This is a genomic window from Fulvimarina endophytica (assembly GCF_003403015.1).
Lineage (GTDB): Bacteria > Pseudomonadota > Alphaproteobacteria > Rhizobiales > Rhizobiaceae > Fulvimarina > Fulvimarina endophytica.
Map to the genome: position 1 here is coordinate 57,870 of NZ_QURL01000006.1, position 12,979 is coordinate 70,848.

The following is a 12,979-nucleotide window of genomic DNA, read 5'->3' on the forward strand; positions in this document are numbered from 1 at the left end:
TCTCCAAGAGGACTCGGCCGGGGCGATCTTGCATGGAGGCGGGACGATTGCCGCAGAGGAGGGGAGGGAAGGGAAGAGTTTCGCGGACTTACGGCCCAAGTCCCGGCCCTTGAGCCGGGCCGGGCTCCTGTTTCTTGCTGACGCATCGGATGGCCCGAAAACCGGGTCCACGTTTCGGTCCGATGCTGTGGAGGCCTACTTGCCGTCGTCGATCGTCACCTTGGACCGGTCGAAGGCCACATGGCCGGCGATGTCCCGGACGGCGCCATAGGGCTCGTCATAGGCCCAGACCGCGTCCGGGGCCGCCTTGCCTTCGGCGGAGATGTTCCAGTAGCGCGCCTCGCCCTTGTGCGGGCAGGTGGTCTTCGTCTCGCTCTCCTTCAGGAACGGCATGGCGACGTGGTCCTTCGGAATGTAATAGACCGGGTCGTAGCCCTTTTCCTTCAGGACGAGCGCATCCTTCGTGCTGGCGAGCACCGCGCCCTCGAAGGTGATACTGACCGGATGGCCGGCCTTCTCGATGGTGATGCGCTCGTTCGTCTGGGTGTTCTCGGACATGTCCTGCTCCTTCGTCTGTCGCAGATGGCGGTTCGTCGAAGGAGGGAATCGGAACGCGCATCGAACGTTCCGCGAAAACGCCGATCGAGGCCGGCGGCGCGACATCGCGTCGCCGGCCAGAAGGCCCGGAGTTCAATCCGTCCGGGCCCCGGAACATGGCGGGAATGCCGCCGCGATGAGAACTTACGCGCCCTTCGCCTCGTAGCGTTCCACCGCCTTGCTGATCATGGCGCGGGCCTTTTCCACATCGCCCCATTCGTGGATCTTCACCCATTTGCCGGGCTCCAGATCCTTGTAGTGCTCGAAGAAGTGCCCGACCTGCTTGAGAAGAATCTCCGGCATGTCCGTGGCGGTCTTCACGTTCTCGTACTGGCGGGTCATCTTGGAGGTGGGCACCGCGATGACCTTCTCGTCCTGGCCGCCATCGTCCTCCATCACGAGAACGCCGATCGGCCGGCAGGGAAGCACCGAGCCCGGCACGAAGGGACGGTCGTTGAGAACGAGGACGTCGATCGGGTCGCCGTCGTCGGAGAGCGTGTGCGGCACGAAGCCGTAATTGCCCGGATAACGCATGGGCGTGAACAAGATGCGGTCGACGAAGAGGGCGCCCGATTCCTTGTCCATCTCGTATTTCACCGGTTCGCCGCCCATCGGCACCTCGATGATGACGTTGAGCTCGTCCGGCGGGTTCTTGCCCCGTGAAATCTTCGAAATGTCCATGGCGTCCTCTCTGCCTCGTTGAGCGCGGCCTTCGGCCGGCATTTGTGGTTCCGCCGTTTGATAGGCCCCGGGGCGGCGGTGTCAATCGCCGGCGGTGCGTGGCGGTAAGGCATCTGGGCAGGAGGCGGGAACGGAATTTGCCCGCGAAATATCCTCGGCCGCCATTCCTTAACGCCTCCGGCAACCGATCGTTAACCTTAACGGCCTATCACTGGCTCCCGAACGAGACGTTGCATGAAGCGACGGTTCCCATTCCTTACAGGCCCATGAGGGGCGCTCGAAAATCAGGGCAAGACTCTTATGACCAGCATCAACACCAACGTCGCGGCGATGACCGCCCTGCAGACCCTGCAGAGCACGAATTCGATGATGGAAGCGACGCAGAACCGTATCTCGACGGGCTACCGCGTCTCGGAAGCCAAAGACAACGCCGCCTACTGGTCGATCGCGACCACCATGCGCTCCGACAACCAGTCCCTGAGCGCGGTGACCGACGCCCTCGGCCTCGGTGCTGCGACCGTCGACACCGCCTATACGGGTATGACCTCGATCAAGGACGTGCTGGTCGAGATCAAGGCCAAGCTGACCGCCGCGACCCAGGACGGCGTCGATCGCTCCAAGGTCCAGTCGGAGATCGGCGAGCTTCAGAAGCAGATGAAGAGCATCGCCGATTCGGCGAGCTTCTCGGGCGCCAACTGGCTCTCGGTCAATTCGGCCGAAGCGAGCTATTCCTCGGAAACCTCCATCGTCTCCTCCTTCTCGCGGGTGGGTGCGGGTGCGATCGCCCTCGGCTCGGTGAAGGTCAATCTCGACAATCTGAAGCTCTTCGATGCCAACTCGAAGAACGACCCGGCCAAGGCCGGCGTTCTCGACAAGGCGATGACCCTGGTCGACGGAAAGGGCGTGGCGCTCGAATTCGGCGGTTCGTCCTCGACGGCGGAAGTCGGTACGGGTGGCCTGAAGGCGCAGGACGCCGGTGCGGGCAAGGCGATCGCGGCTTCGACCACCGACTATGATGCGAGCGGTACGGCCAAGCTGACCTTCGACGATATCGGCGACAAGATCACCTTCGACATCACCTACGGCGATACCACGCCCCCGACGACGAAGACCGTCGCGATCGCGCGCGGCACGGTCCAGACCGCGCTCGACAACTCCGCGAACTCGATCACCATCCAGAACGCGGAAGAATATGCGAAGGTCGTTCGCCAGGCCCTGAGCGATGCCGGCGTGACGGGTGTCACCGTCGGCACGAAGGTCGGAACGGCCGCCGGCAAGCAGGCCCTGACCTTCACTTCCGACAAGGGAAGCGTCCAGGTCGCCACTCCGACTGCAAACAATGGCGGCGCGGCTGACGCAGCCTTCATTCCCGCTAACGTCGCCCTGACGACCGGTACGGCCACCTACCAGCCGGCCGTTGCGAAGATGGATCAGTTTGCAGGTCCGATGCAGCTGACCGGAACGGCCGAGATCTCCTTCCAGATCACTGTCGACGGCGCCACGACGCCGACGACGGTCAAGATCGACAAGACGACGATCGGAAACGCACTCGGCACGACCGACGGGAAGATCAACAGCGCCTACGAATTCCAGCGTGTCGTTCTCACGGCACTCGGTGACCCGAACAATGATGGAAGCGCTGCGGACGCCATCACCAACGTCACGGTCGGCTCACTCGCGAACGGCGCCGTTACCTTCACAAGCCAGGATACCTCGACCGGCTCCAAGATCGTGATCTCCGAGGTGATCACGAAGAAGGATACGACGGACAGCAAGGCGACGACGGCCGCGCAGATCTCGATCGCCGATATCGACGTCTCGACCGATGCCCTCAACAAGCGCGGCGCGACCTCCAAGGCGGATATTCAGGAAGTGCTGAGCGCCTATATCAACGTCGTGGACACCGCCATCGAGAAGGTCACGACGGCCGCCTCGACGCTGGGTTCGGTGACGAACCGCATCGAGATGCAGCAGAACTTCCTGTCGAAGCTCACCGATACGATCGACAAGGGCATCGGCACCCTGGTCGATGCCGACATGACCGAGGAATCGACCCGCCTCAAGGCGCTCCAGACCCAGCAGCAGCTGGGCGTTCAGTCCCTGTCGATCGCCAACCAGTCGTCCCAGGCGCTGATGCAGCTCTTCCAGTAAAGAGCCGCCCATTCCCCACGAACGACCAGAGGCCCGGCGGAAACGTCGGGCCTGTTTTGCGTTGATCCGCCGGTCCGCAAGGGAACCGCGATCCCCGACAGGGTCCCGAAGGGCATGCAAGACTTGGTTAACCATAAATACGCGAACGACGGTGAAAAGCGCCCGGATCACCGGCTGTTTACATTCTGAAAAGGCGGATGACCTAGAACTCTCCTCAACGGATCGATGTAAGACTGAAGTCAATCGAAGGCATGATGCCGCTCCGTTGGGCCACGATACTGGCATGTCCTTCTTCGTACAGAGTTACAGGACAGTTCGACTATGACCTCCATCAATACCAACGTCGCCGCCATGACCGCTCTGCAGACCCTGCAGGCGACCAACAGCGCGATGGACGAGACGCAGAACCGCATCTCGACCGGTTTCCGCGTCGCAGAAGCCAAGGACAACGCCGCCTACTGGTCGATCGCGACCACGATGCGTTCCGACAGCGCCTCGATCTCGGCCGTTCAGGACGCGCTCGGCCTCGGCGCCGCCACCGTCGACACGGCCTATACGGGTCTGACGGCCTCCAAGGACGTTCTCAACGAGATCAAGAACAAGCTCACCGCCGCCACCCAGGACGGTGTCGACCTCGACAAGGTGCAGTCGGAAATCGGCGAGCTCCAGAAGCAGCTGAAGAGCATCTCGGAAGCCGCCTCCTTCTCCGGCGCCAACTGGCTTTCGGTCGACTCCAGCTCGAAGACCTATTCCGGCGAGACCTCGGTCGTTTCGTCCTACTCCAAGAGCGGCAATGCGATCTCGCTCGGTTCGGTCAAGATCAACCTCGATGACCTGAAGCTGTTCGACAAGGCCGCATCGGGCGAGAAGGGCGGTATCGTCGACGCACAGGCCGTCCTGAAGAGCGCCGACGGCACGTCCCTGACCCTCGGCGGCAAGGACTCGCGCGCTCAGCTCGCGGCCGGCGGTCTGAAGGTCGGTTCCGACTCGGTGGGTGTTGCCACCGTCAAGTCGGGTGCGGAATACGACGTCGACGGTGCCTCGAAGATCACTTTCAACAACCAGGGCGATAAGATCACCTTCGACGTGCGGGTGGATGGTGCCCTTCAGGCCGATGGAGTGACGGCCAAGACGACCAAGGTGACGATCGCGCTCGGAACGGTCCAGACCGCTCTGAACAACACCTCCGACAGCATCACGATCCAGAACGCCGAAGAGATGGCGAAGGTCGTCCAGCAGGCGATGACCGATGCGGGCATCACCAATGTGAAGGTCGGTACCGCAGCCGGTGGCACGACTGCAGGCAAGTCGGTCCTGACCTACGAGTCGACGACGGAAGGTGCGAAGTCGCGAGTTACCGTCACGGGCGTTACGGCTACGTCTGGTCCGAACGAAGATGCAGCCGCTACGGACAACGCTTCATTCACAGCGGCTAACGCCGCCGTCATCGGAGCCGCCGCAACTGCAACGCGGACCTTCGAGAAGGCAACCGCCCAGATGGATGCCTTCACCGGTCCGATGCAGCTGACCGGCGATGCCAACATCGCGTTCAAGATCGATCTGACGACGGGTGCGTCCGGTGCCGAAACGACGGCTACCAAGGACGTCAAGATCACCAAAGCGACGATCAGCGCCGCTCTTGGAACGACCGACGGCAAGATCAACTCCGCGTCCGAATTCCAGCAGGTCATGATCCAGGCGCTGAAGGATCCGGACGGCAACGGCGACGCGGCCACCTTCGTGAACGCGGCTGGTGCAACGGTTGCAGCAGGCGCCGGTACGGCCGGAGAGCCGATCACCGGCATCACGGTCGGATCCCTGGGCAGCGGCGCCGTGTCGTTCACTTTCGATACCGCGACGAACGGTACCGAGAAGATCGCCATCAAGGACATCAAGGCGACTGCCGACTCCGCCGAGCCGCAGGCTGGTACCGAAGCGATGATCTCGGTCGCCGAGATCGACATCTCCAAGGCCGGCCTCAAGGCGCGCGGCGTCGAGACTTCGGCCGACATCAAGGAAGTGCTGACCGCCTACGTCAACATCGTCGATGCGGCGATCGAGAACGTGACCAGCGCTGCCTCGACCCTCGGTTCGGTGTCCTCGCGTATCGACATGCAGCAGGACTTCCTGTCCAAGCTGAACAACACGATCGAGAAGGGCATCGGCACGCTCGTCGACGCCGACATGACCGAAGAGTCCACCCGCCTCAAGGCGCTCCAGACCCAGCAGCAGCTCGGTGTGCAGTCGCTCTCCATGGCGAACAACTCCTCGCAGTCGCTGCTCTCGCTCTTCCGTTAATCGGAACGCGACTGTCTCGGACAGCATCGGAAAGGCCCGGCTCACCGCCGGGCCTTTTCGCGTTGGGGCATCCGGTACGCGGGCGCAGGAGCATCCGGTGGCGCCGGTGCCGGGCGCGAGGCGAGGCGAGGGGGGCTAGGCAAAGGAGAGGGCGCCGATCGCGCCGTTTCCCGTCCGCCGGGCCGCTCTGCCGCTGTTTCACGTGAAGCAGGCCCCATGCCAGGTCCCCCGATCCGCTCCCCCTTTCGACGCGTTAACCCTTTGTTAACCGGGGTTTCGCGCAAGCTTTCACCCGCATGGTCCCCGCCGGGTAACCAATTCTTAAGCTTCAATAGCGGGGTGCGTCATGGCCGGTCTTCTGGGCGGACAGGCACAACAGATCGTCTCCAATCTCGGCCAGCTCGGACCGCGAAAGCTCGCGGCCCTCGGGCTCGTCGGGGCTCTCGTCCTCGCCATCGTGGGGCTCGGCAGCTATTACCTGTCGCGGCCCGACATGGAGACGCTCTATTCCGGCCTCGACCGGCAGGACGTGACGCGCATCGGCGCGGCGCTGACCGAGGCCGGCATTCCCTTCGACGTCTCGGCCGAGGGCGACGCGGTGAAGACGCCCTTCTCCCAGACCGGCCCCGCCCGCATGCTGCTTGCCGAAAAGGGCCTGCCGCGTTCGGAGAACGCCGGCTACGAGCTGTTCGACAATATCGGTTCGATCGGCCTCACCTCCTTCATGCAGGAGGTGACGCGGGTGAGGGCGCTCGAAGGCGAGATCGCCCGCACCATCCAGAGCCTTGCCCATGTGCGCGCGGCCCGCGTCCACATCGTGCTGCCCGACGAGGGCTCGTTCCGGCGCGAGCGGCGCAAGCCATCGGCGAGCGTTGTGATTCGCACGGACGCCTCCGAGGACTTCACCTCCGCCAACGCCATCCGCTCGCTCGTTGCGGCCGCCATTCCCGGCATGTCGCCCCAGGAGGTGACGATCCTCAACTCCGACGGCACGCTGCTTGCCTCCGGCGACGACTCGATGTCGAATGCCCCGAGCAAGCTGTTCGGCATCGAGAAGATCATGTCGGGCAGCGTCGAGGAGGCGATCCGCCGCACGCTCGCGCCCTATCTCGGCGTCGGCAACTTCCAGACCTCGGTCGCCGCCCGCCTCAACACCGATCGCCGCCAGACCTCCGAGCGCATCTTCGATCCCGAAAGCCGGATCGAGCGCTCCGTGCGCGCCATCAAGGAGAGCGACCAGAGCCAGAACGCCACCCAGAACCAGCCCGTCGGCATCCAGCAGGACATCCAGGCCGCCGACGAGGTTGCGGGCGCCAATGGCGGCGAGACCTCCTCCGATGCCCGCGAGCGGCGCGAGGAACTCACCAATTACGAGATCAACGAGAAGACCGTCCAGACGACATCGGAAGGCTACGAGGTCGAGAAGCTCTCCATCGCCGTCGTCCTCAACCGCCAGAGGCTCGCCGCCAGCATCGGCGAGAACGCGACGGATGCCGATATCGATGCCCGCGTCGCCGAGATCGAAGCCCTCGTCGCCTCGGCCTCGGGCTATTCCGAGCAGCGCGGCGACCAGCTGAAAGTGACGGCGGTGGACTTCGTGGACGCGGCCGGAAGCCTGGAGCCGGTTCCGGGCCCGGGTCTCGGCGAGATGTTCATGCGCCAGTCCGGCACGCTCATCAACGCGCTCACCATCCTCGTCGTCGCGGTTCTCGTGATCTGGTTCGGCCTGAAGCCCGCCATCCGGGCGCTTGCCGCGCCGGAGGGCCGCGAGGAGGAAGAGGCCGACAACGACAACTCGATCGAGGCACTGCTGCGCGGCGGCGAAGGCGCCGAGACAGGTTCGGAGACTATGCTCGGCTATAGCGGCCCCGATCCGATGATGTTCGGGGAGATCGCCGAGGCGCCCTCATCGCCCCAGGCAAGGCTCGAAGCTCTCGTCGAGGCCGACGAGAACCAGGCCGCGAACGTTCTGAAGCAGTGGCTCAAAGAGAAAGAGGCCGCCTAAGTCATGATCCCTCTCGCGCAGTATCTGAACGATCGCGACGGCGACGCCTCCTTCCAGAGCTTCGCCCCGGCTTCCGCGCGGCCCCAGCGGCGCGGTGGCGACAAGCCCGAATTCCGCTCGATCGGCGAACGCCCGGCCTCCCGCGCCCCGGCCGAGGAGTTCGAGACGCTGAAGAAGAAGCAGGATCGCAGCCCCTCCTTCAAGGCGCCCGAAACCCAGGACGGCGCCTTCGAGGTCGATACGGACGCGCTTTTTGCCGAGATGGAGAACGAGCTGATCCAGCGGGCGGCGCCGTCCGCCCCGACGAGGGATGCCCGCGCGCTCCAGAGCGAATTGCGCGAGAAGACCGAGCGGGCCAATCCCGCCGAGGCCCTCGAAAAGGCGCGCCGCGAGGCCTACGACCAGGGCCGGGCGGAAGCTGCCGCCGAGGCCGAGGCCGTCCTCGAAGCCGCCGTCGAGGCCGCGCGCGAGGAGGAGCGTGAGGCTGCTGCCGCCCGTCAGGCCGAGGCGATCGAGGCTGCCCGTGCCGAATGGGCCCTTTCCGAGGGCCAGGAGATCGGCAAGCGTCTCACCGAGCAGACCGAGCGGCTGGCCGGAGCCATGCGCATGACCTATTCGAGCGTCCTGCGCCCCATCGCCATCAATGCCCGCCAGCGCCAGAGCATCGACGATCTCGTCACCGCGATCGCCGTCGCCGCCTTCGACGGGCAGGCCATGTCGGTCAGGGCGACCGGTTCGGCCGATCTTCTCGAAGGCCTCGAGCTCGCCCTCGGCGCGCAGGCCTCCCATGTGACCTTCGAGCCCGTCGAGGGCGAGGCCGACGCGCGCATCGAGATCGGCCAGACCGTTCTCCAGTCGCGCCTCGGCGAATGGCGCGCCGCGCTGGAGACCGCCCTGTCATGAGCGATGCCGGCCACCGGGAGCATCACGAGGAGATCATCGTCGTCAAGCGCCGCGGCGGCGGCCACGACGAACACCATGGTGGTGTCTGGAAGATCGCCTTCGCCGACTTCATGACGGCGATGATGGCGTTCTTCCTCGTGATGTGGCTCACGAACTCGTCGGACGATGCCACGCGCAAGCAGGTGGCCCAGTATTTCAATCCGATCGAGCTCACCCAGCAGTCGCCCGCGCTGCGTGGGGCGTCCGACGAGATCGAGAATGCCCCGGTCGAGAAGGTCGAGCAGGTTCCCACCGAAGAGGACCTCGTCGGAAAGCCCGGCGGCAAGCCGATCGCCGGCAATGAGAGCGGCGGCGAGGAACAGGCCCTGTTCCGCGATCCCTATGCCGTTCTGGCCGAGATCGCCGCGACGAGCGTCTCGAGCGGGGCCGGGGACCAGGAAGGCAAGCCGGACGGGTCGGGACTGCCGGGTCTCAACGGCGGCGAAGCTTACCGCGATCCCTTCGATCCCGATTCCTGGCAGCTCTCACCCAATATGCGTGAGGCCGGTGGCGAGATCGACAATCTGCCGCCCGCCGAATTCAAGACGGCCGTCCTTCCGCCCGAGGGCGCCAAGAGCGAGGACGCGGCCGACAAGAACGCTGCGGAGGCCGCCGGCGGCGCGATCGCCTCCAATACCGAGAAGCCGAAGGACGAAGCTGCCCCCAGCGAGACCGCCGAGAGCAAGGAAGTCGCCGAGCTCAAGCAGGACATCGATGCCGAACTCGGTGACCTCGGCAAGAACTCGCCCTCCAAGGTCGAGGTGAGCCAGGGCGATGGCGGCGTGATGATCTCCCTCTCCGACAACTTCGATTCCGGCATGTTCGCCGTCGGATCGGCCCGGCCGAACGCCGAGAGCGTCGCGATGATGGAGAAGATCGCCAACGTCCTGAAGACGCGCAAGGGCAAGATCGTGATCCGCGGCCACACCGATGCGCGCCCGTTCACCAGCGAGACCTACGACAACTGGCGCCTGTCCACCGCCCGCGCGCACATGGCCTATTACATGCTGACGCGTGGCGGCCTTGCCGGCGACCGGGTGCAGGCGATCGAGGGCTTTGCCGATCGCCAGCCGAAGGATCCGCAGAACCCCGATTCGGACGTCAATCGCCGGATCGAGATCCTTCTCGTCGAGGATGCCTGAAATGGGCGGCATGCAGATCGCGAGGACGCTTCTGGCCGGCGCCTGCATGGCGTTCGCCGGTGTTCCTCTCGCCCATGCGGCCGGAGGGCAGGAGGCGGACAGCCACGCGCCCGCGCCCGCCCATGAAGGCGCCGCGCCCAAGGCCGAGCCGGACCATGCGGCCCCCGCGCAGAGCGAGGACGCTCACGTCGGCGAGGAGCATGGCGCATCGGCCGAGGGCGAGGCCGAGGGCGGCAGCGCGGACCATGCAGAGGCCGATGCGGCCCATGCGGAGGGCACCGAAGAGCACGGCACCGAAGAACACGGCACCGACGAGCATGGCGGCGAAGAGCACGGCGGTGAGGCCTGGCGGACCGAACGGGCCCCGATGCCCTTCGAGGTGGTGCGCTCGCTGCAATATCTCCAGGATCAGGCGGCGAGGGGCAACAAGTCGGCCCTCAACGTCCAGCGCCGGCTGCTCGCCTGGTTCGGTCCGTCGCTCGCCAACCGGCCGGCGGACGTCTGGGCGGACCGGCGCAATGTGCGCGCCGTCGCGCTCTACGTCCTGTCCGGCGGTCCGGTCGAGCCTGTGGAAGCGCTTCTGGCCAAGCAGGTCTTCGCGCGCGAGGATGTCCCCGTCATCGAGGGCGTGGTCGCCTATGCGCGCAACCGGCTCAAGGAGGCGAGTGCGAAGCTCTCCGGCATCGATCTCGCTTTCGAGGAGACGACGTTCGCGGCCCAGATTCGGCTGACGCTCGCCCAGTTGCGCGAGGCGAGCGATCCGGTCGAATCCCTGCGTCTTCTCGAAGAGGTCATGCTGGCGGCACCCGGCACCCTTCTCGACGAGGCGGCGCTGCGCCTTGGCGTGCTCCTTGCCGAAAACATCGGCGAAACGGACAAGGCCGACCGCTATGCGCGGCAATATTTCGACCGCTACGCGGCCTCGGTCTATGCCGGAAACTTCCGGGCCCGCTTCTCGGCCGTCTATTCGGGGCGCCCGAAGGGCAGCGAGCCCGAGACGCTGGAGATCCTGGCCGACACCCTGCGGCTTCTTCCCGAAGACCAGAAGCTCGCAATGTATCTGTCCGTCTCGCGGCGAGCGCTCGTCGGCGGCAATCTCGCCCTTGCCGCCGATGCGGCGGGCAAGGCCCTCGAGATAACCGATGCCTCGCCCGAGGACCGCCAGCGCGCGCTTCTCTACCAGGTGGCCTCCACCCTGTCCTCGCGCGACGAGGACGAGGTGATGGTGACCCTGTCGGCGATCGACGACGCCAAGCTGCATCCGGCCGACCAGGCGCTGAAGGCCGCGGCCCTCGACGTGGTGAAGGCGATCGGCGAGCCGGCGACCCTCGCATCCTCCGCAGGCATCGAAGGCGATGCCTCCGAAAACCCGACCTTCGCTCGCGCGGCCTCCCTTCTCGACGCCGTCGACGAGGATCTCAGGAGCCTCAACCAATGACTGCCCCCATCATCTCCCTTCTTTCCGAAGGCACGAACTATTCGCCGCGCGGGGCCGGCGGCAAGGGCAGTCAGGAAGCCGATGGCGCCGGCTTCGATCTCCTTCTCGGCCGAAGCCGGGAGGAGGGATCGCGGGCGCGCGGCGGCGAAGAGGACGCGGGGCGCACGGGCGAGAGCGAGACCGCCGAGACGCGGGCCGAGGGGCCGCGCCGGAGCGGCGGCAGGCTCGGCTTCGAGCGCGCCCTTCTCGACTCGCGCTCGCGCGAGACTGCGTCGAGCGATGAACGCCCGACGGGCGAGGACGGCGAGATCGACGGCGCCAAGGCCGGGGCGGAGTCTCAGACACAACATCAGTCGGGCGCGCTTCAAGGGAGCAATCCGGCTTTTGTCGCGAACCAGACGACCTCGGCGCAAGACCGATCCGAGCCGGGCGAAGGCCGCCTTAGGGCGGGCGCGCGGATCGATGCCGGCGGGCGTGACCTGCCCGTTTCGAGCGATTCCGTCCTGCAGCTTTCGAACCGGATGGCTGCGGGCGTATCGACGGAGGCGAACCGGCCCGGCCAGTTCGGGCGTGCCGATCTCGTCTCCATGCGGACCGACTTCCAGCCGGTCGGCATGGCCGAGAGCGGTGCGAAATCGGCCCATGCTGCAGGGCCGCTCGCCGCCCGGCGCCTGGAAGGCGCCCTCAAGGCTGGGACCGCGATCGAGGCCGGCGACGGGACCACGAAATCGGCCTTGCCGGGGACCGGCGAGGCGGATGGCAGGACGCAGGATCCCGCCACGCTTCGTTCGGCGGAGCCGGCCATGCAAAGACCCGCATCGGAGCGTGCGGCGGCCGGAAGGGCCGAGCAGATGGCCGGGCCCGCGAATGGCGCACCGGACCTCAAGGCCGGCGGTGATAAGGCCCCGGACGCCGGCAGCCCGGGACCTCCCGAGCCGCAGGGCGCGAGGATCGAAGCGGAGCGTTCATCGTATGCGAGGACCGATGCGAGGACCGAGCGCGGCGAGACGCGCCTTCTCGAAAAATCGGTCGACACCGGCTCGGGCTTCAGCCGCGATGTGGGAGCGGCCATCGCCGATGGCCTCGCCCAGTCCGGCGCGCGGACCGCTCTCTCCCCCGCGCCGCAGGGCGCGTCTGCTTCCGAGCCCCATTATGCGCCGGCCTCAGAGCGCGTGCGCTATCAGGCGGGTGGCGCGGCCATGAAGACGCTGCAGATCCAGCTGAAGCCCGCCCATTTCGGCCAGCTCGACGTGTTGATGAAGGTGGTCGGCGGCCAGATGGTTCTCGAACTCTCGGTCAGCGAGGCCGAGACGATGCTGCGCCTTCAGGACGACCGGGAAGGCCTGAAGGCGGCGATGGCCTCGGCCGGGTTCGATCTCGACGACGCCAATGTGACGATCACCCTGCGCGAGGGTGGCCCGCAGGCGCGGCCGGGGTCGACCGCCATGGGCGATCCGGCCTCCGGCCGGTCCGATCAGGGCGCCACGGGCCAAGGCCAGAGCCAGGGCCAGACGGGCACCGGCGAGGGCCAGGGCCAGGGCCAGGGGCGCACCGGTGGCGACCGGCGGGGCATGCCCGCCGGCGGGGCCTTTGGCGATGACAACCGGCCAAGCGCGTCGGCTCCGGCACTGGAGCGCGGCGGGCGCCGAAGCGCAGGCCAGGTCTATCTCTGACGACACCCGTTTCGGGCGGCGCCTCCGCGACCGTCGTTCTTACGGCCTAGCC

Annotated in this window: 9 protein-coding genes; 7 read left to right on the forward strand and 2 right to left on the reverse strand. The window is 66.2% G+C overall.

Translation table 11 applies throughout. The annotated features are described in order from the left end of the window. Positions 1 to 195: 195 nt before the first annotated feature. A complete protein-coding gene (locus tag DYI37_RS14905; protein ID WP_116684064.1) occupies positions 196 to 558 on the reverse strand; it encodes a DUF427 domain-containing protein in 363 nt (120 codons plus the stop codon). A 183-nt stretch (positions 559 to 741) separates the two neighbouring features. Beyond that, positions 742 to 1,278 carry an inorganic diphosphatase gene (gene ppa / locus DYI37_RS14910; RefSeq protein WP_116684065.1) on the reverse strand — a complete coding sequence of 179 codons (537 nt, stop codon included), beginning with the start codon at positions 1,276 to 1,278 and terminating at the stop codon, positions 742 to 744. Positions 1,279 to 1,578: 300 nt separating this feature from the next. Here ppa and DYI37_RS14915 point away from each other — a divergent pair, with 300 nt between their 5' ends. The 7 genes from DYI37_RS14915 to DYI37_RS14950 all read left to right on the forward strand — a co-directional run bounded on the left by DYI37_RS14915 (position 1,579) and on the right by DYI37_RS14950 (position 12,927). Further along, entirely contained in the window at positions 1,579 to 3,429 is a 1,851-nt protein-coding gene (locus DYI37_RS14915) for a flagellin N-terminal helical domain-containing protein (RefSeq protein ID WP_116684066.1), read from the forward strand. Positions 3,430 to 3,750: 321 nt separating this feature from the next. Then, positions 3,751 to 5,727 carry a flagellin N-terminal helical domain-containing protein gene (locus tag DYI37_RS20325; RefSeq protein WP_245413939.1) on the forward strand — a complete coding sequence of 659 codons (1,977 nt, stop codon included), beginning with the start codon at positions 3,751 to 3,753 and terminating at the stop codon, positions 5,725 to 5,727. Between the two features lie 346 nt (positions 5,728 to 6,073). After that, the gene (gene fliF / locus DYI37_RS14930; RefSeq protein WP_116684067.1) at positions 6,074 to 7,732 is read left to right on the forward strand and encodes a flagellar basal-body MS-ring/collar protein FliF; all 1,659 of its coding nucleotides are present in this window, start codon (positions 6,074 to 6,076) and stop codon (positions 7,730 to 7,732) included. 3 nt (positions 7,733 to 7,735) lie between these two features. Continuing rightward, positions 7,736 to 8,635, forward strand: coding sequence for a hypothetical protein (locus tag DYI37_RS14935; protein WP_116684068.1), 900 nt, complete (start codon positions 7,736 to 7,738; stop codon positions 8,633 to 8,635). Further along, positions 8,632 to 9,816, forward strand: a complete 1,185-nt coding sequence (locus DYI37_RS14940; RefSeq protein WP_116684069.1) for a MotB family protein — start codon at positions 8,632 to 8,634, stop codon at positions 9,814 to 9,816. The genes DYI37_RS14935 and DYI37_RS14940 overlap by 4 nt, the downstream gene beginning before the upstream one ends. A 1-nt stretch (position 9,817) precedes the next feature. Continuing rightward, the gene (locus DYI37_RS14945) at positions 9,818 to 11,254 is read left to right on the forward strand and encodes a hypothetical protein (protein ID WP_116684070.1); all 1,437 of its coding nucleotides are present in this window, start codon (positions 9,818 to 9,820) and stop codon (positions 11,252 to 11,254) included. Beyond that, positions 11,251 to 12,927: a flagellar hook-length control protein FliK gene (locus DYI37_RS14950; RefSeq protein WP_116684071.1), complete on the forward strand. Its 1,677-nt coding sequence runs from the start codon at positions 11,251 to 11,253 to the stop codon at positions 12,925 to 12,927. The genes DYI37_RS14945 and DYI37_RS14950 overlap by 4 nt, the downstream gene beginning before the upstream one ends. The last annotated feature ends 52 nt before the right edge of the window (positions 12,928 to 12,979 follow it).